At 63.7% G+C, this 24,189-nt stretch carries 16 protein-coding genes; 15 read left to right on the top strand and 1 reads right to left on the bottom strand.

Annotated features, from left to right (window positions below):
* Positions 1–573: 573 nt before the first annotated feature.
* Entirely contained in the window at positions 574–1,368 is a 795-nt protein-coding gene (locus tag WD006_RS21590; RefSeq protein ID WP_029306324.1) for a response regulator, read from the top strand.
* 40 nt (positions 1,369–1,408) lie between these two features.
* Here WD006_RS21590 and WD006_RS21595 read toward each other — a convergent pair whose 3' ends face one another.
* Positions 1,409–2,545, bottom strand: coding sequence for a histidine kinase (locus WD006_RS21595; protein ID WP_029306323.1), 1,137 nt, complete (start codon positions 2,543–2,545; stop codon positions 1,409–1,411).
* Positions 2,546–2,858: 313 nt separating this feature from the next.
* On the opposite strand from WD006_RS21595, the gene gspG reads away from it, so the two are divergent.
* The 14 genes from gspG to WD006_RS21665 all read left to right on the top strand — a co-directional run bounded on the left by gspG (position 2,859) and on the right by WD006_RS21665 (position 24,180).
* On the top strand, positions 2,859–3,359 hold the full coding sequence (gspG, locus tag WD006_RS21600) for a type II secretion system major pseudopilin GspG (RefSeq protein ID WP_011519146.1): 501 nt from the start codon (positions 2,859–2,861) through the stop codon (positions 3,357–3,359).
* 43 nt (positions 3,360–3,402) lie between these two features.
* Entirely contained in the window at positions 3,403–4,605 is a 1,203-nt protein-coding gene (locus tag WD006_RS21605; RefSeq protein ID WP_029306322.1) for a type II secretion system F family protein, read from the top strand.
* Between the two features lie 6 nt (positions 4,606–4,611).
* Positions 4,612–6,318 carry a GspE/PulE family protein gene (locus WD006_RS21610; protein ID WP_011519144.1) on the top strand — a complete coding sequence of 569 codons (1,707 nt, stop codon included), beginning with the start codon at positions 4,612–4,614 and terminating at the stop codon, positions 6,316–6,318.
* Positions 6,299–7,213 carry a hypothetical protein gene (locus WD006_RS21615; RefSeq protein ID WP_051722921.1) on the top strand — a complete coding sequence of 305 codons (915 nt, stop codon included), beginning with the start codon at positions 6,299–6,301 and terminating at the stop codon, positions 7,211–7,213. Before WD006_RS21610 ends, WD006_RS21615 begins: the two co-directional genes overlap by 20 nt.
* Entirely contained in the window at positions 7,210–7,740 is a 531-nt protein-coding gene (locus tag WD006_RS21620) for a hypothetical protein (RefSeq protein ID WP_029306320.1), read from the top strand. The genes WD006_RS21615 and WD006_RS21620 overlap by 4 nt, the downstream gene beginning before the upstream one ends.
* A complete protein-coding gene (locus WD006_RS21625; RefSeq protein ID WP_029306319.1) occupies positions 7,737–8,303 on the top strand; it encodes a hypothetical protein in 567 nt (188 codons plus the stop codon). The genes WD006_RS21620 and WD006_RS21625 overlap by 4 nt, the downstream gene beginning before the upstream one ends.
* Positions 8,300–8,908, top strand: coding sequence for a hypothetical protein (locus tag WD006_RS21630; protein ID WP_029306318.1), 609 nt, complete (start codon positions 8,300–8,302; stop codon positions 8,906–8,908). The genes WD006_RS21625 and WD006_RS21630 overlap by 4 nt, the downstream gene beginning before the upstream one ends.
* Positions 8,909–11,113: a type IV pilus secretin PilQ gene (locus WD006_RS21635; protein WP_011519139.1), complete on the top strand. Its 2,205-nt coding sequence runs from the start codon at positions 8,909–8,911 to the stop codon at positions 11,111–11,113.
* A 3-nt stretch (positions 11,114–11,116) separates the two neighbouring features.
* Entirely contained in the window at positions 11,117–11,647 is a 531-nt protein-coding gene (locus tag WD006_RS21640) for a type II secretion system protein (RefSeq protein WP_029306317.1), read from the top strand.
* Positions 11,648–11,652: 5 nt separating this feature from the next.
* Positions 11,653–12,090, top strand: a complete 438-nt coding sequence (locus WD006_RS21645) for a type II secretion system protein (protein ID WP_011519137.1) — start codon at positions 11,653–11,655, stop codon at positions 12,088–12,090.
* Positions 12,087–12,698 (top strand): hypothetical protein, encoded by a 612-nt coding sequence (locus WD006_RS21650; RefSeq protein ID WP_011519136.1) that lies wholly within the window; start codon positions 12,087–12,089, stop codon positions 12,696–12,698. Before WD006_RS21645 ends, WD006_RS21650 begins: the two co-directional genes overlap by 4 nt.
* A gap of 211 nt (positions 12,699–12,909) precedes the next feature.
* On the top strand, positions 12,910–14,424 hold the full coding sequence (locus WD006_RS21655) for a multicopper oxidase domain-containing protein (RefSeq protein ID WP_011519135.1): 1,515 nt from the start codon (positions 12,910–12,912) through the stop codon (positions 14,422–14,424).
* 10 nt (positions 14,425–14,434) lie between these two features.
* Positions 14,435–16,066: a multicopper oxidase family protein gene (locus WD006_RS21660; RefSeq protein ID WP_029306315.1), complete on the top strand. Its 1,632-nt coding sequence runs from the start codon at positions 14,435–14,437 to the stop codon at positions 16,064–16,066.
* 17 nt (positions 16,067–16,083) lie between these two features.
* The gene (locus WD006_RS21665) at positions 16,084–24,180 is read left to right on the top strand and encodes an Ig-like domain-containing protein (protein ID WP_029306314.1); all 8,097 of its coding nucleotides are present in this window, start codon (positions 16,084–16,086) and stop codon (positions 24,178–24,180) included.
* Positions 24,181–24,189 lie beyond the last annotated feature (9 nt).

The raw sequence follows: 24,189 nt of genomic DNA on the forward strand, positions 1-24,189 counted from the left end.
ATATATGGTGGTATATATCGCCTCATAATCATTGATATATCCACAATCGACTTATAATTAAGCGGTTTTCCTCGCTTCTTAATTTTCCATTAATGTATTTTCTTCGGACATTCAAAATAACACTGAATGTCTAATGAAAAATGCATTATTCATTCCTCAGATCGGTATCTTTTCTGGTGTTTCTCTCCTAATCTTCACGCAGGGAAGGAGAACGCGCGGCGTCACCATGACCAAGACATGGAAAGCCGGACCGGGAGGGCGCCGCTGCCTCAAGCGGACAGAAGTCGAAGCACGCAATGTACCCCTGAATTCGGGGGAGGCCGCGTCCTTTGTGACGCGCGCCGGGCACCTGGACAGCGCGGAATCCTGTGAGCCAGCAAGGGATTCCAGTTCGGTTCGTGACTGCCCCAAGCATTGTCGGGCGGGCCTCCGCGGGCCCGATCTGTCCCAGGCAGTATCACCACCTGACAGGCTGATTCATGCTGCCCCCGCGTTGAAATACGTGTCGCCTCGGACACGTTTTCAATGTGGATGCCGCTCGCACTTCCGCGTAGTTCGAAGTGGGAGGCGCAAATGAATAACAACTGCAGTGTGCTGATCGTGGAAGACCATAATCTTCTGCGCGCGGGTTTGCGTTCGATGCTGTCCGCGCAAATGGGATATCACGTGGCGGGGGAGGCAAGAGATGGTCGGGAGGCCTGCCAATTGGCAATCTCGCTGTGCCCGGATCTGATATTGATGGATCTTTCGCTCCCCGGCATGAACGGTATCGATGCCATTGCAGCAATCAAGCGCCGATCTCCTGGTATTCGGATCATTGCGCTTTCGGTGCACCAGAACGACGAATATGTGCGCGAGGCATTGCGGGCAGGCGTCGACGGCTATGTACTGAAAGACACCTCCTTCGATGATCTGGTGACCGCGATGCGCGTCGTCCTGCTGGGCAAGAAACATCTGAGCCCGGAGCTCTACGGTAATCTTGTGGAGTCCTACGTCAGCGGCCATGAAATGTCGACCGCCAAGACCGGATGGGACCTGCTGACGGCACGGGAGCGCAGCGTTCTCAAGCTGGTGGCCGAAGGGCGCTCGAACCGGCAAGTCGGCATCTACATGAATCTCAGCCCGAAGACGATCGAGAAGTATCGGGCGAGTTTGATGCGCAAGCTCGGCATCACCAACCTGACGGAACTGGTGCTGATCGCCATCAGCATGGGGCTGATCACATCGTTGGCGCGGAAGTATTGCGACGACAATCATCCATCCGTGACGAACCATGACGGGCTGGATGCCGTACCACTTCCCGCAGTACGCCGGCAGATGCTGGACGAGGGGCACGCCGCCGGTTCGGATGGTGAGGCTTCCCCATGACTGCGGAACGAGTGACAGGGTAGCGGGAGGGTCTGCCCGATCAGACCCTCCATGCAGCGCTGACCAGGGTTCCGCTACCTTGGCCTGACGTCAGCGCAAAGCTCCCTCCGTTCGATTCGACCCGCTCGCGCATGCCCAGAAGACCAAGGCCGGAGAATGTCGGGCCGTCGGGTGAGCTGGATAGATCGTCGAAGCCAATGCCATTGTCCTGAATCGTCAGCAGAATCTCCTTCGCGGCGCGGCGCAGGACGATGTTGATCTCCGTGGCCAGCGCGTGCTTGATGATGTTGTTGATCGCCTCCTGGGCAATCCGGAAAATGTCCGCCTTGAGGTTGTCGGGCACCTCGTTTTCAACGATGCGACAGTCGAAGACCACCAGCAGATTGCCGGTGCATTGCTGCGTCTGCTTGCACAGCGCCTCCAGCGCCGGCACCAGGCCCAGATCGTCCAGCAGCCGTGGGCGCAGGTCATTGCAGATGTGCCGGACCTCGCCGATGGTTTCCCTGATGCGTAGCAGCGTGGTTTCGAGCAGCGACTCCGCCTGCTCGGCGCTGCCATGGCGCATCCGCCCAAGCGCATCCTCCACCATCAGCTTGACCAGCGTCAGCGCCTGCCCAAGGCCGTCGTGAAGCTCTGAAGACAGGCGCTTGCGCTCGTGTTCCTGACCGGTCAGCAGGTGCGTGTACAGACGCCGGAAATCCGCTTCCGACCGCATCAGGGCATCCACCAGCCCCTGCTGCAGCACGACAGGCTCCTCGAAGATGACAAGCACCGCGCTGCAGTTGCCCCTGCCATCCATCACCGGCTGAAAATGCAGCAGGACACTGGCTGCTCGATTGTCACGGCCATGCAGCACGACATTGAACGAGCGGAGGGTGCAGGAGATGCTCGCGGCCAGGCAATCCACGATCCATGCGCGATCGCCGTCGTCTGCCATGTCGGCCAGTGACCGGCCGATCAGCTCCGCGCAGGTGTAGCCGAGCAATCTGGCGGCGCCATGGTTGACAGATACGAAGTACCCGTCAGGCGCCAGAACTGCGAGCGCCGTGCCTCGTCCGTCGGTAATGGCACGAAAGCACCGGTGACCCGTTTCGATGGCCGCGCTCATCCGGCGCATCGCATCCGTGACGTCACGCAACTTCAGGGGCTCGGCTCCATGGGATGGCTTGTCTTCCATTGGCCCTCCGATACAGATTCGCGCGATTCCCACGTTCCGATGAAAGGCGCGCCATGGTGGCCCGGACCACGCGGGCCTGTGTTCCCGACTGCGACGGGCCGGCACTCCCGATGCGTGCCTTGTATCGTTTGTGATCATTCTAGGCGCGTGAAAAATGCAATGCCATGAAAGCGGCCCGTCGGAGGAAGAAGGAGGGTCTCTACCCATGCCTAAAGGCGGACCTCCCTACTACTTGGCACCCGCCCTGTATCCAAGAATGTCACTAAGGCCCCAGGTTGGATCGCAGCTCTCCACCAGGAGGAAGGGATTTGCCATGCGTATCGACACGCAACCGAAGCGGCTGGCGCAGCGCCGATGGCGATGGGTAACGCGCCGCTTCCCGGATCATCGCCCATATCGGCTGGCGGTGGGATGCCCGCCAGGGTTCACGTTGCTCGAGTTGCTTGTCGTCATGGTCATCATCGGCTTGCTGGCCGGGCTGGTGGCGCCGCGCTACTTCGAACAGATCGGCAAGTCGAACACCAACGTGGCCAAGGCGCAGGTCGACTCGTTGAGCAAGGCGCTGGACGCATATCGCCTCGACGTGGGGGCATACCCCACTACCGAGGAGCGTCTCGACGCGCTGGTCACGCGGCCCCAGAACGCGCCGCGCTGGAATGGCCCCTATCTGCAGAAGCGTGTGCCGCTGGACCCATGGGATCGGCCCTATCAGTACAGGTCGCCGGGGGAGCATGGCGACTACGACCTCATGTCGTTTGGCAAGGACGGACAGCCGGGAGGGACGGGAGAGAACTCAGACATTACTTCGTGGTGAAAGCGTGAGGGGCCGGCCCGCCGGCCTGACGTGGAGAACGACGGTGACCTACATGTTGTGCGTGTTCGACAGCGGTGGCCGGGTCAAGACCATCTATCTGGACGGCGAGTCCGCTGCCAATGTGGTGACGCAGGCGGAATCCCGAGGCCTGCGCGTGGCATCCGTCCGTTCCACCGTCACGACCACGAACAGTCTCCGCGGATGGCGCGTGCTGCCGGGTGTGCGGTTCGACGTGGAACTGTTCGCGCGGGAGCTTGCCGCACTGCTCGATGCCGGTGTTGGCGTGATCGACGCCTTGCGCACGCTGGGCGGCAACGATCGCAGGGAGGCGTCGGCACGTGTCTACGGGAATCTGCTCCGGCAGCTTGAGGAAGGCCATTCGCTATCCGCAGCCATGGTGAACGCCGCGAACGTGTTTCCCGATGTGCTGATCGCCTGCGTCAAGGCCAGCGAACAGACCGGTGGTCTCGCGGACAGCCTGCGGCGCTACTCACGCAACAGTGCCACGCTGCAGGCGTTGCGCGCGCGCGTGATCTCTGCAGCCATCTATCCGTCGGTTCTGCTGGTGGTGGGGATGGCGGTAGTCCTGTTCCTGCTGGCGTTCGTGGTGCCACGGTTCGCCGCGCTGCTCGAGCACAGCGGCCGCGAACTGCCGTTGATGTCGCGCTGGTTGATGATGTGGGGCGGCGCGGTGCACCGGCACGGCTCAGCCATCGCATTGACATTCGCCATGCTGCTTCTGGCCGGCATCGTTGCGCTACAGCGTCAGTCCATACGCGATCTGCTGGCCGACCGGCTGCTTGCGCTGCCTGGCATCGGGCCGCATTTCCGTATCTATCGCCAATCCCAATTCTTCCGAACGTCGGCGATGCTGGTGGAAGGAGGGATTCCCGCGGTACACGCCTTCGAGCTGTCGCAAGGGCTCGTGAGCCAATCCGATCGCGCCGCGCTGAGCACGGCACTGCACGCGGTACGCAGCGGCAGGAAGATTTCGGAAGCCTTCCAGCAGTGTGGATTGGCCAATGCCATCACTTCTCGTTTGCTGACCGTCGCGGAGAAGACCGGTGGCCTCGGCCCGGTGCTGGACAAGATCGCCGGATTCCAGGAGTCGCATGTCTCGCGCGCCATCGACCTGATATCGCGGTTGATCGAGCCGGTGATGATGATTTTCATCGGCGTCGTGATCGGCGGCATTGTCGTGCTGATGTACATGCCGATCTTCGAACTCGCCTCCAGCGTTCAGTAGACCATCATGGACCCGATCGGCACGCATCCGGAGCAGCATGGGGGGACCACCCTCCGCGCAACGCTGCGCGAACTCGCGGCGTCCTACGGGTCGGGCACCCGCGCGCTGGAAGCGTATATGTCCCAGAGCGGCGTGGGCGCGGACGAGAGCCTTGCCGAGCTGGCAAGCGCCTTCCGGATGGAGCCCATCGGCATTCGCGACCTGCAGGAGATGGAGCCCGACTTCGAGATCATTCCATTCGTCGAGGCCGTGGCACGCCTGTGCGTGTGCTTCCGGTCCGGGGACGGGCTGGTGTTCGTGATCGCGGACCCGCTCGATGCGCAGTCGCGCGGGCGGGTTGACCAGCGGATGCGTGCCCGGCCGCACGTGCGTTACGAATGGCGCCTGGCGACCGTCGGCGACGTGACGGCCTATCTTGCGGCGCGTGAGAAAGACGTCCACGCGCTGGATACCGTTGCCTTCGAGGAACTGGAGCACCGCGCGGCGGAATCGTCCGCGCTGGCGCTGAGTCTGCAGGGCATCAGCAATGACGACAGCTCGGTCGTCAGGTTGCTCAATTCGACCATCTATGACGCCTTGAAGATGCAGGCCAGCGATATCCATCTGGAATGCCGCGCTAACGGCCTGGTGATCAAGTGCCGCATCGACGGCGTGCTGGCGGTGGTGGGCAGGGTCGACGGACGCGCACCCGCCGATCAGGTGCTGTCGCGTGTCAAGGTCATCTCGGAACTCGATATCGCCGAGCGGCGTGTGCCGCAGGATGGCCGCTTCAAGGCGCAGTATGCCGGGCGGGAGATCGACTTCCGCGTATCGATCATGCCGAACCTGTTCGGGGAGGACGCCGTCCTGCGCATTCTGGACCGCTACCAGCTATCGCAGTCCGCGCAGGGCCTGACGCTCGAAACACTGGGTTTTCAGGCTGCCGATACGGGTTTCATGCGGTCGGTGGCATCAATGCCTTACGGCATGTTGCTGGTGACCGGTCCAACCGGTAGTGGCAAGACCACGACGCTGTACGCCATCCTGACCGAGATAAACGATGGTCTGGACAAGATCGTGACCATCGAGGACCCGGTCGAGTACCAGCTCGGGGACATCCTGCAGATCCCGGTCAACGAGGCCAAGGGCCTGACCTTCGCGCGTGGCCTGCGCTCCATCCTGCGTCATGACCCGGACAAGATCATGGTGGGCGAGATCCGCGATGCGGAGACCGCGCAGATCGCGGTGCAGGCGGCGCTGACCGGACACCAGGTGTTCACGACCGTCCACGCGAACAACGTGTTCGACGTGATCGGTCGTTTCACGAACATGGGGGTGGATCCATACAGCTTCGTCTCGGCGCTGAATGGCGTGGTCGCCCAACGGCTGGTGCGCAAGTGTTGCGATGGCTGCGTGGTCGAGGAAGCCGGTGATCGGGACTTGCTGGCACGATCTGGCATCGACCCGGACATGGCGGACGGGTTCCGCTTCCGGCGCGGACTGGGTTGCGCGGCCTGCCGTGGCAGTGGCTATCGTGGCCGGCGCGCGATTGCGGAAGCGCTGCGGATGAACGACGAACTCCGGGCGCTGCTCTCGGAGCGCGCGCCACTTGCGCGCATCAAGAGCGTGGCACTGCGGCAAGGTATGCAAACGCTGCGCAAGGCCGCGATCGAGATGGCGGCCGCCGGGGAAACAACGCTCGAGGAGATCAATCGTGTCACGATCTCCGAGTAACCGTCTTGCCATCGGCATTGGCACGTGCGATGTCGCGGTCGGCGTGTGCCAGTCCAGGGCCGAGCGTCTGTGGACGCTGTTGCAGCGACGCGAAGTCAAGGCGCTGTCGCTGGGCGGCCTCACGGCGCCGCTGGCTATCGTTTCGCACCGCAGCGTCGAGACGCCGTCCGACCGCTGGTATAACGAGGAGGGCGCGCTCGATAGCCTGCGCATGGCACTTGCCGAGGCGCATTCCCCGTCCAACCCGCCTTTGGCGGGGCGCAGACACCATGCTGCGATCGTACTGGACGACTTCTGGGTGAATCATGGGGTGCTGCGTGGCGATTTCCGCAGTATGCGCAAGCGGGACGTGGAAGAGGTTGCGCGCGCGTACTTCTCGGATGCGTTCGGCCTTGAGGGTGTGAGTCTGGCGATCGCCATCGCAGTGCAAGCTGGCGGTGACGCTGTCTTTGCCAGCGCGATGCCGAGATCATTGCTGACAGGCATCCAGGAAACCTGTGCCGAAGCCGGCATCAAGGTGACGTGCCTGTCTCCCAGGCTGCCCCGACTGCTCGACCGGACCCAGCGCGATATGCCGGATCTTCCGGGCATGATCGTCGTGGTAGCGGACGATCTGCTGCAGGTGGCCATGACCGCTGGCAGCCACTGGGTTGCCTATGACGCGCAGCGATTGTTTCCCGGCGAGACGGCTAGCGATACGCGGCTCGCCGATCAGGCCCGCACGATGTTCGAGAGGTGGTCGGACGAGAGTGCGAGTACGTGCACGGTCTTTCTCAGCGGCAATGCGGTGGACACGGCACCGTTCGAGCGCTGCTTCGCCAAGGTGCATCGGGCGACGGGGATGGATGCCACGTATGCCTCGCCGGCGTTAGGCCTGATGGGGCTTGCATCATGAAGCCGCGCCTGGACATCGACTTCTGCGCGGCACGCTGGCAGCCGCCACTGGCTGGCATTGTACTGTTGCTCGTGTCCGGCATCCTGCTTGGGTCGGGGGTGTGGGAGCTTTGGCGGGCGGGCGAGAGCAACGAGATCGCGCGAACGGATCTCGAAACCGTCATGCGCCGTGCCAGCCCGGCGAGGCACGCCATCGCTGTTGCCTCCACGCCAGCCGCGAAGCTGGCCGAGAAGCAGTCTCAGGCGATCCTGCGGGAGCTGACGGTGCCCTGGCAGGACCTGTTGTCGATTGTCGAGAACTATCCCGAGCACGATGTGGCGCTGATCGGCATCGACCAGAATCCGGCGCAGGGGCAGATTCGGATCGTCGCGGAAGCCAAGGACGCCGATGCGATGATCGCCTATCTCAAGTACCTGCAGAGTAGCGCGCTGTTGCGCGAGGCGGTCCTGAACGCGCATCTGGTGGAAACCAATGTGCCTGGCACGCCAATACGGTTTCAGGTTGCCGCTGTCTGGAGAAAGCCATGACAGCCGCCCAGGTACGCGATCGCCTGCTGACGATGCGTTTCGCGCTCTGGCGGACACTGGGGGCCCCAGGGCTGCTTGGCATCGCCGTTCTAGCGGCGGCGATTGTGGTCTGGTCAATGGTGCCCGACCTGATGGCGGACACGAAGGCACTTCATGCGCAGACATGGCAGGCCCGCAAGGTGGCAGGAATTCGTGCCGCCGAGGCGGCGCAGGCAAAGGCCGATATCAGCGCGCCGGACAAATTCCCCGAACTATTCTCGACCTTCTCTGGCAGCGGCGAAGACCTGACCGTCATCTTTGCCCAGGCGCGGGAGAGCCACCTGACGCTCGGCTCGGCCCAGTACCAGTTCAGTGCCGAGCCGGGCGCGCGCTTCGTGCGCTATCAGGTCACGCTGCCGGTCAAGGATCAGTACGGCGCGATTCGGCGCTTTATCGCGTCGGTGCTGAACAGTGTGCCTAACGCGGCCTTGCAGGAGATTCACGTCGAGCGGCCGGCCGTGGATGGCAATCAGATCGAGGCGCGTATCCGCTTTGCCTTGATCTATCGGACGGAGCGGCCATGACGCACGATCTCGCCCGAAAGATCCTGATCGGCACGACTGGCTTCGTGTTGGCCGCCGTCGTTTCCTGGTCGGTGATGCCCGACCCGCGCACCAACCCGGCACTTGCAGCGATCAATTCCGGCCCTTCCTGGGGCACGATGACGCGGCACGGCGCCTCCAGTGATGCCGCAGCGGCCAGTCACGCGCATCATTCCGCGGCGAAGCACCCACCCGCCAGCGCAGCCGTGGCCCAGACGCAGACCCATGCCGCGCCACGCGAGCAGCTGGAGAAGCTGCGCAAGCCGATGTCCGCGGAGCCGGGGCACGATCCCTTCACGGCGTCATCGTGGTTGCCGCCGCCGCCCCCACCGCCGCCTCCGGAACCGGTCGTCGAGCCACCGCCAACGCCGCCGCCCCTGCCGTTCAGCTTCCTTGGTGCGCTGGACGGCAATACGCCCAAGCCGCAGATTTTCCTGGGCAACGGCGACCGCCTGTTGATTGTCTCTCGCGGCGACGTGATCGACGGGCAGTACCGCATCGATGCGATTGCGACCGAGAGCATCACGTTTACCTACCTGCCGCTCAATATGAAGCAGGTCCTGCCCACCCAGAGCGAGGGGAAATAAATGCATACCTCACGTGGGCCCAGGCTGATCCGGGCGAGATGCAAAGCGCAGCCCATCTGCATCGGCGTCATCCTGTTGGGAACCTGCCTTGCCGGTTGCTCGCCCATGTACCAGCGATTCCCGCCGGACCCGAGCACCAATGCAGAGCAGATCGTCGGCGCGCTGCGCGAGCGGGACAGGCAGGTCAATGCACTGCTCGAGGAGGCGGAGCGACTACGCGCGGCAGGCCAGTACCAGGACGCCGTTCCGCTGCTTGGCGCGGCGAACCAGCTGGACCCCACCAACGAGCGCGCGCGCATTCTTGGCGCGGCGCTGCAGCGTGACTGGCGCGACGCGGCCATCCTGCAGGAAGCGGAGCGTATGTTCGATCGTGGCTCCTACGATATTGCAGCGGAGCGCGTCCGCTACGTGCTTGCCGAGAATCCGAACAGCATTGCCGGCAGACAACTGGCCCAGCGTATCGAGGAGCAACGCCGTCTGCTGCGGCTTGCGCGTGAGGAACAGCGCGCGGCGGGGTCCATCATGCGCACGCCGGTGACCCTGCAGTTCCGCGATGCCAACATCCGCATGGTGTTCGAAGCACTATCCCGTACCTCCGGTCTCAATGTCATCTTCGACCGGGATGTGCGTGCCGATCTCAAGACCACGATTTTCGTGACCAATGCGGCAATCGAGGACGCGGTGGATCTGATCCTGCTGCAAAGCCAGCTCGACAAGAAGGTGCTGAACGCCAACACGCTGTTCATCTACCCAGCCACGCCCGCCAAGCAGCAGGAGTATCAGGAGCTCAAGGTCCGCACATTCCAGCTGTCGAATGTCGACTCCAAGCAGGTCCAGTCGCTGCTGAAGAGTCTGCTGAAGATCAAGGAAGTCGTGGTCGACGAACGCGCGAACACCGTGACCATTCGCGGTACGCCAGACACGATTCGCGTGGCGGAGCAGATGATCGCCGCGCAGGACCTGCCGGAGCCGGAAGTCATGCTCGAAGTCCAGGTTCTGGAGGTGTCGCGCGAGCGTCTGACCGACCTTGGCATCGCATGGCCAAATTCGTTCACGATGGCCACGCCAGCCTCCGCGACGACATGGGGCGTGCTGCACCACCTGACCGCCAACGAGCTTGAAGTGAGTCCGTTGTCGGCGACAGCCAACTTCAAGCTGACCGATACCGATGCCAATCTGCTCGCCAGCCCGCGGATTCGTACGCGAAACAAGGAGAAGGCAAGGATCCTGATTGGCGACAAGGTGCCGGTGATCTCCAGTTCCAGCACGCCCAGCACGAGCGGACCATCGTTCACCCAGACGATCCAGTATCTGGATGTCGGCATCAAGCTGGAAGTGGAGCCCCAGGTGTATCGCGACAACGACGTGGGCATCAAACTGGCCCTGGAGGTCAGCAATATCACCAAGACGATCCAGAGCGGCAACGCGCAGACGGGTCTGAGTTCGCTGGCTTACCAGATTGGCACGCGCAGCGCGTCCACGAGCCTGCGACTGCGGGACGGCGAAACGCAGATACTCGGCGGGCTGATCTCGGATCAGGATCGGACGTCTGCCGACAAGGTGCCCGGGCTGGGGCAGTTGCCGGTGGTTGGGAGGCTGTTCTCCGACCACAATGGTGACCACGTCAAGACCGAGATCGTGCTGCAGATCACGCCGCATATCGTACGCCCGCAACTGACGATGGATAGCGACACGCGCGAGCTCTGGTCCGGCACCGATACCAATGTCCGCACCGAACAATTGCGGCTGGACCCGAGCCGTCCCGTCGCATCGACGGCATCCGGCGCGCCTGCGTTGCCCTATACGCCGGTCAAGCCTGGACAGGTAGGTGGCGGAACCATGGGGCCGCCACCGGCCGCAAGCGGCAGCGCTGCAGCAACGCCAAAGAGTGCATTCGGGCAGCCTCCGCCGCCGATGCGGACCACGCCGCCACCGGCTCCCTATAACGGTCGCTTCTCGGGCACGCCTGCGGTGCCGCAGGGGCAGGCAGCGCCAGCCGGCACAGCCGAGCCGGCGCCGCCACCACCCGTGCCGGCGTCTGGCAACGCCGACGGCTCGGCCGAAAATACGGCGCCGCCGCCAGCGCCACGTGGTCCGGTGCAGGTGGAGCTGATTCCACCGACGCCGCCCGCGCCAATGCCCCGGCAGCCGACGGACATCCCCAGCGACAACCCGCTGTACTCGATCCCCGGCGGCAGCCCCTGAACCATGAATGCCAGGCCCGGATCTCTCTGCATTGCGCGTCGCGGCCCGCTGGCGGGATGCGGGGGGCGCGGCTTCACGCTGATCGAGCTGGTGGTGACCCTGGCGCTGGTGGGCATCGTGGCGCTGGCGGTGTTGCCGTTCTCCGAGCTGATCGTGCAGCGCCAGAAGGAGCAGGAACTCCGCGTTGCCCTGCGCGAGATCAGAACAGCGCTGGATGCGTACAAGGAGGCCAGCGACTTCGGCTCCATCGAGAAGAAGGCAGATATGTCCGGCTATCCGCCAACGCTCGACGTGCTGGCGACTGGCGTCGCCGATGCCAAGGACCCGAAGGGTGGGCTGCTGCAGTTTCTGCGACGGGTGCCGCGCGATCCGTTCTATGCGGGCGATGTCGATGTGCCACCCGAGAGTACGTGGAATGTCCGCGCCTACGGCAAGGCGGCAGACGGCAGCCAGGCGGGCAGTGCCGATGTCTATGATGTGTCGTCGACGTCCACGCGCGTTGGCCTCAACGGCATTCCGTACAAGGACTGGTGACGGCCATGCGATTTCCGGCTTTCACGTGGCGGCGAGGATTCACGCTGATCGAGATCGTGGTCGTGATGGCGATCCTTGGATTGCTGCTGACCATCGCGCTGCCACGCTACCTTCACGCGATCGACCGTGGCAAGGAGCAGGTTCAGCGGCAGAACCTTGCGGTGATGCGCGACGCCATTGACAAGTTCTACGGCGACAACGGGCGCTATCCCGAGACACTCGACGAGCTGGTGACCCGGCGTTACCTGCGCAATGTGCCCGACGATCCGGTCAGCGGCAGCCGCGACTGGGTGGTCGTTGCATCGCCAGACGGCGAGAAACCCGGCGTGTACGACCTGGCTCCCGCCAGCGCGCCGGAGGCGGTAAAGCCCGCCGCTGCCACGACTACCGCAGCCGGGGGAGCTTCCGCGGCAACTGCTGCAGCCGAACGGCCAAGCCAATGAGCCCGATGCCTAGTGCGCGTCTGGTGCGTGGATGCCTTCGTCGCAGGCGAGGGCAGGGGCTGGTCCTGCTGTCGCTATTGATCGCGCTGTTGCTGATGGCGATCGCGATGGAAGGGGCGCTGGACGTGTGGGCGCTGCAACGACAGCGACAGATGGAAGAAGAACTGCTCTTCGTTGGCGAACAGTACAGGCAGGCGATCCAGAGCTATTACCTGGTGGGACGCGCGCTTCCGGCATCCATCGACGATCTGCTCGAGGACAAGCGGTTTCCCGTGCCATTGCACCACTTGCGACGCGCCTATCCGGACCCGATGACGGGCAAGGCCGACTGGAAACTGTTGATCGAAGGTGGCCGGATCTACGGCGTCTACAGCAGCTCGACCGCCGAGACGATCAAACGGGCGAGGTTTCCCAGACGCTACGCCGAGTTCGCGAACGCCAAGACCTACGCAGAATGGCAGTTTTTCTATGTGCCTCCTGGCCGCGGCATTCCGGGCACGAACCCCGGGCCGCAGACGCCAGCGCCGAACACGCGCGGTGGGAAAGGGGCAGTGCCGGGCAACGGGAACAGGACCTCTCCATTCGCGCCATTGCGGCCGGGCGGTTGAGGGTGTCGAAGACGGGGCAGTCTTTGATGGATTGCCCTACCGCATCAGTAGGGTGTTGCCCCATGCCAAGCTTTCGTCGCGCTTTCCAGAATGGAAGCATCGGGCGATGGATGTCCTGGACATCGGCCATTCGCCCGGATCGTTCGGCTGCGCGCGCAGACAGCCGGGGGCACCGGACCAGGACCGAGGCTGCCGCCAGGAAGGAGGCCGTATGTCGAGTTCCCGCATATTGCGCAGCGCGTTCACCGCGCTGCTGCTGACCAGCATCGCCTTGCCTGCACTGGCACAGTCGTTCCGGGTCCAGTGTCCGGACAGCACGACACTGCATCCGGCACCCGCGCAGGGCGGCGGCGTCGCGGCAGGCATCAAATGCCAGCAAATCTCCGGCGGCGATGGCTACGCCACGATGGGCGATGGCACACAGACCTACCTGTTCTCGTTCGGGCCACTGTCTGGGCTGGCCGATATCAAGAAAGGCCTGCCCGGCACCCAGCCAAACTCCGTGTTCAATACCGTGGGCAGCCCACAGACCGATCCGACCTACAACGGCGCGGTGGGTCTGGTGCCGGATCCGGAGGCAACGGACGCCAACCATCCGCTGACCGGTCACGTCGATCCGAAGCAGATCATGGACGTAGGCGTCATGAACGGCAACATGCCGGCGCCGACGATGGCGATCGACGAAGACGACGAGTTCTTCCTCACGTTGACGAACGTCGGGATGATCATGCGCCCAGACCTGTTCGAGCAGCACACCGTGCACTTCCACGGCTACCCGAATGCCTCGTCGTTCTATGACGGCGTGCCGGACGCATCGGTCGCGATCAATATCGGCGGAAGCTTCACGTACTACTACCTGGCGCCGGACGCCGGAACGTACTTCTGGCACTGCCATATCACGCCACCGGAGCACTTGCAGATGGGCATGGTGGGGCAGATCTACGTACGGCCGCGCCAGAACCGCGTGCCAATGGACGGCACCACCACGCTGTACGCCGCACTGATGTCGCAGCAGGCGGACCCGCGCACCCGCTGTGGCACGGACATTCTCTGCGCCACGCCGCTGCCACCGCAGAACACATTCAAGCGCGTGCCGAACAAGAGCGGAACGCCCACCCTTTATGCCTACAACGATGGCGATGGATCCACCGCCTATGACGTCGAGTACCCGATCCAGATCCACGGCTTCGACCCGAACTTCCACTTCGTGGGGATGACCTTCAATCCCGAGCCGTTCACCGACATGAAAGACAAGTACTTCCTGCTGAACGGACGGAGCTACCCCGATACGATCAACCAGGCGGCGATGCATACCCAGGTGGCGGACGGTACCGAGCACTTCTCGCAGCCGCTGCCGACGCTGATCAACATTCCCGTTGGCGGGAAGGCGCTGCTGCGGATCTCGGACCTCGACGTCAGCGAGTTCCAGACGCTGGCGTCGCTCGGCATCCCGATGCACGTGATTGCCGTCAATGCGCGCCTGCTGCGCGACATGGCCGGCAATGACATGACCTACTACACCAACTCGATCACGCTCGGCGGTGGCGAATCGATCGACGTGATCCTCGATGCCAGCGATGTGAACAGGTTCCCGGTCGGTTCGACCTTCTACCTGTACACGCCGAACCTCGATCACCTCTCGAACGATGCGGAGAACTTCGGTGGCCTGATGACGGAAGTCCATATCTGCAACGCCGTCGACCCCGCCAGCAAGGTCTGTTCCTAGGAGAGATGCCGTGAGCCAACTATCCAGAAACAGGGGGGCGTCCAGGGTGGCATCGCTGGCCTGTGCCGGTGTGGTTGCACTGGCCTGCGCATCGGTGCAGGCCGCGGCGCCCGGCATCACTGGCCCGGTGTTCAACCTGAACGCCGAAGCGAACCGCATCAGCCAGCCTGACGGATCGAGCATCTATTCATGGGGCTATGGTTGCAAGACCACGCCGACCGGCTTCCTTCCTGCCAACATCACGGGTACGTGCTCCTCGATGCAGATTCCGGGGCCGACGCTTATCGTCAGGCAGGGGGACACCGTCACCGTCACGCTGACCAACAACCTTCCTGCCGCGGCCGGTACCACGTCGATCCTGTTTCCGGGCTTCCAGGTCTGCGCGGCGGCGCTGAAACCGGACAAGACCTGCCCGAACACACCGACCGGTGTCCCGGGCCTCCTGACGCGCGAAGCGGCCAACGGTGGTGGCACGGTGACCTACAGCTTCGTTGCCACCACGCCGGGTACCCATTCCTACTACAGCGGCACGCAGGGCGATCTGCAGATCGAGATGGGGATGTATGGGGCGCTCATCGTACTGCCCACATCGGGTGGCGGTGGCGCGACGGTCGTGCCGCCCGGATGCCGCGCGGTGGCTGCCACGCTGCCGGATGGCCAGACCGACTACCGCAATGCGGCAGCCGCCTACAACAATCCGTCGGCCTGCTACGACCGTGAGTACCTGTTTCAGTTCTCCGAGCTCGATCCGCGTATCCATGAGCAGGCGGAGCAGCAGGCCGCCAAGACGTGCAACCAGCCCAACGGGTGCATGTCCGTGGTCACCGAGCCGTACCATCCGGCGTACTTCATGATCAACGGTCGCTCGATGCCGGACCTCATGGACCCGAACTATGCCGTGCAGTACCCGCATCAGCCCTATAACGGCAATCCGCATATGCATCCTGGGGAACTGGTGCTGTTGCGGATTATCGGGACTGGCCGCTGGCAGCACCCCTTCCACGAGCACGGCAATCACGTGCGCGTGCTAGCCAGGGACGGCAACCTGCTGTTGAGCCAGAGCGATTCGACCAAGCTGGCCGGGCCGCTGCTGTTCACCACCACGACCACGCCGGGGCTGGCCATGGACGGCATCTTCTACTGGACGGGCAAGGGCCTGAACTGGGACGTGTACGGCCATGTGGCTGGCGCTGTCTACACCGATCCGGCTTTCCCCGCGTACGCCGGCAAGCCGGTGGTGTGCCAGCCGGACGCGAATGGCTATTACACGGTCGATCCGCACGCGCCGAACTACTACGAGTGGTGCGCCGACCATAACAAGGCGCTCGAGGCGCATCCGTTCGGCAATGTCGCCAGTGGCGGGCCGGTGACGCTGCCCGACGCCAACATCCTGACCAACGGCGCGTGGTACGGCGGCAGTCCATACCTCGGCCCGGACGCCACGATCCGCGCCGTGGGCGCCAATGGCACCACACCGCCTTCCGGGACCATCGCCAATTCGCCTACGAGCGAGGCTGGCTTCGCCTTCATGTGGCATTCGCACAATGAGCGCGAGATCACCACGAACAATATTTTCCCGGGCGGAATGATGATGATGATGCTTGTGGACCCACAGGCATTCACGATTAACGAAGGCAACTAGCGGGCGGGAGAAACGCGATGAGATCCGATCAGTTCAGGGCCAGGGTGCTTGACCTGGTCAAGGCAGGACTCGCGGTGTCGCTGCTGCTCGTGGCGAGCGGCGAGTCTCTTGCACAAACCGTCAACCTCACGGCCCAGGCGGCCACGGCGGCAATGCCTGATGGCCAGGTCGTGCCGATGTGGGGCTACAAGTGCGGCACCGCCACCGGCGCGACATGCGTGGCGTCCAATGCGAACGCCGGTACGGGCTGGTCGCCGGTCATTATCCGGGTGCCATACATTGGCGCCGCGACCACGTTGACCATCAACCTCACCAACAGCCTGCCGGTGCCCAAGAACGCCACGAGCGGGGTTCCGACCTCGCTGGTCATCGCGGGACAGCTGGGAGGCGGCCTCGGCAAGACGGCCACGACCACGGCCAGCCCGGCCCACCCGGTGCAAAGCGCAACGTGGCCGATTGCCGGCGGATCCGCACAGTTCACGCCGCCCCAACAGGCCGCGCGCGTCCAGTCGTTCTCGACCGAAGTGGCGACGGGCGGGATGGCTACGCTGACGTGGAGCAACCTCAAGCCTGGCACCTATCTCATCGAATCGGGCACGCACCCGTCGATTCAGGGTCCCATGGGGCTCTACGGGATGCTGATCGTGACCACGCCGGCCAGTGCCGGCAACCCCGCGCTGGCATACACCAACGTCCCTTATGACGCTGACCTGCCGCTGCTGCTGAGCGAAGTCGACCCCGTGCAGAACGCTGCGGTGGCAGCGGCGGTGGCGACGCCGAACTTCAGCGAGACCGCAGTCTGGTCGGGGCAGGCCGGCAGTTGCGGGGACCCGAAGTCCCCAACGTTCGGCACCTGCTACCCGCCTGCCGTGAACTACGATCCACGCTACTACATGATCAATGGCGTGGCCTTCGATCGCACGAACCAGAACCGGTCCAGCTTCCCGGTTAGCACCACGCCCTCCACGGGCAGGATTCTCGTGCGCTACGTCAATGCAGGGCTGCGCGCGCACGTGCCGGTGATCGTGGGTGCCCAGACCGGCAACGCCGGCTCGTCCGGTGTTGCGTTGATCGCTGAGGACGGCAACGTGCTGCCCGGCACGCCCAAGGTGCAGAGCGCCACGTTCCTGGCTGCCGGTAAGGCCTACGACGTGATGATGAACGCGCCTGCGAGTGGCGCGCTGGCCCTGCCGGTGTTCGACCGGCAACTCAGTCTGTCGACGAACAACCAGCGCGATGGCGGCATGCAGGCCTACATCGCGGTCAATGGTGGCGCGCTGCCTCAGGCGTCGTCGTCGACGAATGCGGTGGCCAACCCTGATACGTATTTCCTGGTCCCCGGCAATCCGGTCATCGTGGCGGACCCGGCCAAAGGCGTGATCGCCAATGATGTTGGCGTCTATGGGGTGACGGTGCAGCAGGGGCCTTCTGGCGGTACGCTGACATTGAACCCGGATGGGACGTTTACATACAGCCCGGCTAGTGGCACCACCACTGACAGCTTCATCTATCAGGCCAATGGCAATCCAGCGATCAAGGCCAAGGTCACGCTGGCTGCCTGCACCTCCAATTCAAAATGCCTGGGCAAGGCGCCCGTGGCGGTGGACGACGCCTTCTCCAGCAGTACGGCCTCGCGCTACCAGTCAGGCGCGCCCGGCGTACTGGCCAACGACACTGATCCTTCGGGTCTGCTTCTGACGGCTGCCATTTCTGGCGCCGTGCAGGGCGGCACGGTGACGCTGAATCAGGATGGATCGTTTACGGCCATTCCCTCGGCGCCGCCGTCGGGCAACGGTACGGCAACGGTACGTTTCAGCTACACGGCCGTAAACTCGCAGAAGACATCCAGCAAGCCGGCCACGGTGACCGTGACATTCGCGGGCGGAAGCGGGCTTGTCGTGGCCGTCAAGGATGCCCCGACCGGAACACCGATCAACGACTACCGCTGGATCATCGAGGAAGACCGCACTTTCTACATCGATCCTGCCTGTCAGGTTAACAGCACGAAGCGACCGGCCAACTGTCCGCCGCTGCCCGTGCCGAGTCTGGGCACCAACTTCCACACCAGCTACATGCCTGTGGTTGCCTCGGGATGCGTCGGCGTGGTGGCTTGCGAATCCGGGCAGTCGGTGCTTGACCCGAACACCGGCACGCATTCGGCAGCGACCTGCGATGTCGGCAACGGTACTTGCCGTACCGATGCCGCGCAGAAAACCCCGCTGGACCCGAGTCAGGTGGTGCTGGACCCCGCCAAGCGCTACTACATCTCGATCCTGCCAGGCGATGCCGGCAATCCGTTCAGCGCCGGGGCGGGCGCGCCGAAGCCGGTGGACCCGAACAACGCGAACAGCCCGCTGCGGCCGTTCAGCATTGCCGCGGATTGTCCGTCCGGCCCCGCAGGCGCGGATTTCGCGCCGGGCTCGGGTACCTGTGGCCACGGCATGGGCGGCGCGCCCATCGCGGCGGGCCAGAAAACGGTGAACGTCCTGCTGCAGCAGACGCCCTTGCAGACCGCGAAGATCTCGGTGTTCGTGTTCGAGGACGACGCGCCGCTCAATGGCGAAGTCGATGTCAGCGGCGGCACGGACGGCTTCGGCACGGCCCGCGAACCGGGCCTGGGCGGCTTCGAGATCAAGCTCTTCGACGATGCCGGCGGCACGGGCGATCCGACCGGACAGATGACCTACGACATGTTCAACATGCCGTTGTCGAACTCTCTGCAGGGAACGATCGATCCGCTCACGGGGCTGGATGCCTGCCCGATTTCGAAGTCTCCGCCCAATGGCACGCTGGTCGGCATGATCCCGACCTGCCCGAAATTCGAATCCGATGGCAAGACGCTGTCGCCACTGGTGGGGCAGGCGATCATCGCCAACCTGATGCCGGGCCGCTACGGCGTTGTGGCAACGCCCGCAGCCGATCGGATCGGCCGGGGCGAGGAGTGGCTCCAGACCAATACGCTTGACGGCCAGAAAGCACACGATGCGTTCATCAAGGTTGGCGGGCCGTCCTACTTCCAGGAGTTCGGGCCGGCTGGCTTCCATGTATCGGTCGGCTTTGCCAATCCGAAGATCATCAATGCCCGCCTGAAGGCAATCTGCGCAAGCGCGGGGTCAGGCTGCGTCAACAGTGTGAAAGGCAGGATCACCAACTTGCACTACAGCCGGCCGCCCAACCAGCATCTGTACGGCAGCGGATCGCGCGATTCGCTTGGCTTCACGCAATGCTATGTGAGCGTGGGTGACCCCGACGGGGAGGATATTGCCTTCGCGAAGTGCAATGCCGACGGCACCTTCTCCGTATCGGGCATTCCGGACGGGACATACCGCCTGACCGTCTTCGACCAATGGAACGACCAGATCGTCGATGGCCTGGCTACCGCATTCCAGGTGAAGGGCGGACAGAACATGGTCCTGGGCGATATCCCGGTATTGCAATGGCATACCAACCTGTACACGCGCACCTTCATCGACACGAACAAGGATGGCGTGTCCCAGAGCGGTGAACCGGGGTTGACGCTTGTTCCCACCAATATCCGGTTCCGCGACGGCAGCTACTCGAACTTCAACAACACCGATCTCAACGGTTATGCGGCGTTCAACGAGGTGTTCCCGCTGTTCAACTGGTACGTAGTCGAAGCCGATACCACACGCTTCAAGCAGACGGGCGTGCACGTGGTCTATGACTCGGGTGGTCCGCCGGACGGCACGCCGGGCGGGGGGACGTCCTCGATCGCGTCGAACTATGCCAACACCCTGGAATCGAGCACGGCTCATCTGCCGAACCCCCTGCGGGTACCGGGATCGGTGTACTGCGACAACGCGGACTGCAATGGATACTCGATCCAGAACGGACCCGGCAGCAGCGCGCACCAGCCATCCACGGGCCGTATCGATCCGCCGTGGATCACCACCATGGGCTGGCAGGGCTTCTCGGGCCAAAGCGGATTCATCGAGTTCGGCAAGCAGCCATTCGCCGCGAACGAGAACGGTGGCATCCGTGGCGAGGTCATCTACGCCTCGACGCGTCCGTTTGATGATCCAGCGCTGCTGATCCATACGAGCTGGACGCCGAACGTGCCGAACGTGACGGTGAATCTCTACCAGAAGACCGTTGCGGCTGATGGCTCGGTTGCGCTCACGCTGGTCGATACCACGAAGACCAGTAGCTGGGACGACTTCGCGCAGGGCTTCCGCACCAACAACGTGCCGAACATGAACTGCCCTGGGCAGGAGACGCAGGCCAAGGACCCGTTCTTCTTCACGTTGCGCAACAGCACGCAGTGGCTGGACCCGACCCAGAAGCAGTTGCCGTCGAACGCGCAGTTCAAATGCTATGACGGGATGCACGCCTTCAACCAGCTGCAGCCTGCGCCGTACGATGGGATGTACAGCTTCCCGAGCGTTACCGGCCGCAACCCTGGCAACGGGAATGCCACCGGGACCAACTGCACGATCTGCGTGAAAAACCCGACCGGCGACGGCACCATGATGCTGCCCCCGGGCAAGTATGTGGTGGAAGTCATCCTTCCGCCCGGATACGAGCTGGTCAAGGAAGAGGACAAGAACATCCTGATTGGCGACAACTACATCGCGCCGGTCACGCAGCAGTTCGGCGCGCTTGGCAATATCTTCATCCTGCCCGACCAGGCCGCGGTAAACGCCACCTACAACCGCTTCAATGCCCAGAATCCGACCACGGGCCTCGGTTCGTCGCCACGGCATGAGGGCGACACGGGCAGCGTGGAAACGTTCTGGCCGTGCGTTGGCGCGTTGCGCGTGGTGCCGGACTACATCAGCCTGTTCCCGGGCTCGAAGGAGGTGGCGCCGTTTGCAGGTGCTTCGCGGAACCTGTGCGATCGCAAGGAAGTCATCCTGACCGACCAGATGACCGTACTGGCCAAGTTCTGGGTCTTCAGCTCCACCCATGTGGCCGCGCACTATACGGGCTTCATGCTGGACGACTTCTCGTCCGAGTTCGATCCGTACTCGCCGCAGTTCGGAGAGAAGTTCGCCGTGCCCAATGTGCCGATTTCGATCAAGGATTTCGGCGGCACCGAAGTGGCGCGCGTCTACTCGGACCAATGGGGCATTTTCAACGGCCTGAACTATTCCACCTGGGAGGTCAATCCGCCCAATCCGACTGGTTACGCGCCGACCATGATGGTGGCGTGCATGAACGATCCGGATATGCCCGACCCGGCGCACCCCGGCAAGACCATGCGCGACCCGCTCTACAACCCCGGCTACAGCCAGTTCTGCTACGAGATCCCGTTCATGCCGGGCCAGACGCAGTACATGGACACGCCAGTGGTGCCTGTCCAGGCGTTCGCGGATGGCTACAACCAGCCGGACTGCGCCTATCCCGACGCCACGCCAGCCATTTCGACCGTGCAAGGCGATACGGTGGGTACTGGCAGCGGGCCATGGGTGCAGGCGGCAGGCAACAGCCTGACCATCAAGGCGCTTGGCGATCAGACGGTGACCAACCACGCCTACAGCGGCCCATCGGCCACGACGGCGCCGTTCAACGCGAAGTCCATCAGTCGGCATTACGGCTTTGGTAGCCGGCCTGCCGGTTGCCCGGCTTCGGGTCCGTGTCCGAACGTGACCATCGGCGGCAAGCCGATGACCGACGTGACGTGGAGCGACCTCAGCATCACGGGCAAGGTGCCCGCCGGCGTGGCGGCGTGCTCGGTGCAGCAGGCGGGTCAGTCTGCGGCCCAGTGCGGCGAACTTTCGATCGTGGCGGCCAATGGCAAGACGTCGATCGACACCGTTACCGTCACTATCGGCGGCAAGGCGCCGACGTTCGTCAACGGAGAGAACGGATCCAACAATGCCATCCAGACTGCCATCGACAAGGCGAGCCCGGGCGACATGATCCTGGTGGGCCCCGGCACGTACAACGAGATGCTGCTGATGTGGAAGCCTGTGCGCCTGCAAGGTGTCGGCGCTCCGTCGGTCGTGGTCAACGCCAATACGCATCCTTCGGGCAAGCTCGATCCGTGGCGCAGGCAGGTGCAGTGCCTGTTTGGCGTGGCGACGAACGGCGGTCTGATCTCCGCGACCAATCCGTATGACAAGTCGGGAACGTACACCTGCCCGGCGAACATGCAGCGGCAGGTGGATGCGATTCCGCTCGAACCGGTGATCGGCTGGGATGGCACCCTGAATGGCAACCTGGGCGAGCTGCTTATCGAGCCGACGCTGATGGGCGCCTACGAAGGGGCGGCGATCACGGTCCTGGCCAAGGGGGTACGTGACGTGTCCGTGAACGGCGTGCTGCAATCCGACCCGAACTGCAGCGCCAACGGTATCTGCACGCCGCTGACCAGCAGCGCGGCGGATTGCTCCACCTATCCGAGCAACTTCCTCTGCAACCCGTCGCGGATTGATGGCATCACCTTTACCAATAGTTCGCAAGGCGGTGGCGGGATTTTCCTGCACGGCTGGAACCACAACATGGAGGTCTCCAACAACCGCGTGTTCGGCAACGCCGGAACGCTGACAGGTGGCATCACGGTGGGGCAGGTGGAAGTGCCTGACGGCACCATCGCCGCCGACGGCTTCACGCAGCAGCCGTTTGCCTACAACACCAATGTGAAGGTGCACCACAACGCTGTCACGTCGAATGCCTCCTACGGCGACGAGATCAACTCCACCACGCCGTCTTCGGCGGGTGGGGTGACGTTCTGCTCGGGTGCCGACAACTACAAGTTCGACTACAACTGGGTGTGCGGGAACATCAGCAGCGGCGACGGTGGCGGCGTGGCCCACTTCGGCTTCAGCTACTTCGGCGAGATGTCGCATAACTGGGTGCTCTTCAACCAGAGCAACAACCCCACGCTTCCCACCTATGGCGGCGGCATCATCGTTCAGGGGGTTCCGCCGGATGGCACCTTCTGCGAGAACTCGGCAACCGACCTGGATTGCGCGCCGCAGTTGTCCGATGGCGCGGGCCCGGGGATAAAGATCGACAGCAACCTGATCGTCGGCAACACGGCGGAAAGCGGCAAGGGTGGCGGGCTGCGGCTCCAGTCGGTCAACGGCACCGACGTGGCGCGTAGCCCGACGAACCCGAGCCGCTGGTACCAGGTGTCCGTCACCAACAACATCATCGCCAACAACGTGGCGGGTTGGGCTGGAGGCGGGGTGTCGATTCAGGATGCGGTGTACGTGAGCTTCATCAACAACACGGTTGTGTCGAATGACTCGACGGCGTCCGCCGGCGTGCTGTTCAACACCGCCGCGGCAAGCCAGGCCAACGTACCACCGCCGACCAACTGCACCACCGTGGGTGCGGAAACGACCTGTGACCCGATCACGACATCCACCTATCAGCCAGCGGGACTGGAGACCGCGCGGCATACGCAGAACCTGCTCGGCGCGTTCAATGGACAGAGCGTGAACTGTCCGGCCGGGCTCCCGGGGTGCAAGACGTACTCGAACCCGGTGATCGCCAATAACCTGTTCTGGCAGAACCGGTCCTTCTACATCAAGGTGGGCGCGCTCGACCAGGGGATACCCGGCCTCCAGAACATCGTGACCCTGATCCCGACGCTGAACCAGTCGGGACATGCCACCGGCTACTGCGCGCCCAAAGCGGTGTACTGGGACATCGGCGCCTATGGCGACCAGGGGCCGAGCGACCACTCGTCGGGACTGACGCTTGCGCCACGGCAGTCGATTCTGACGGATGCCGCCGACTATCAGGGGCAGGGGAATCTGGGCTCCAATCCGGCCCTGGTGAGCCAGTACTGCAATGGCTCGCGCAAGCCGCCGGAAGCGGGTGGCAACGGCATCTCGGTGCCACCGGGCATTGCCGATGCGGTGATCCCGAACCCGCTGTTCAGCCTGACGCCGTCGGCCACGCCGGACGAGGGTAACCAGTGGATCAACATGTCCTACGGCCCGTTGTCGCTGGTGAATGCCTCCGTCACCGCGGGCAGCGCGGGGTACGGCGTGCCGCTTGGCAATTACTCGATTACGGGCGCGTCTCCGGCGATCAATGCGGCAGGGGCGGGTGCGCCGGACCACGACTTCTTCGGGACGCCACGGCCGCAAGGCGGTGGGGTGGACATCGGCGCGGTCGAGTACGTGCCCTCGAAATAAGGCGGCAAC

Origin of the sequence: Cupriavidus sp. Met-2 (assembly GCF_049843575.1) — a bacterium.
In the GTDB taxonomy this organism is placed as follows: domain Bacteria; phylum Pseudomonadota; class Gammaproteobacteria; order Burkholderiales; family Burkholderiaceae; genus Cupriavidus; species Cupriavidus metallidurans.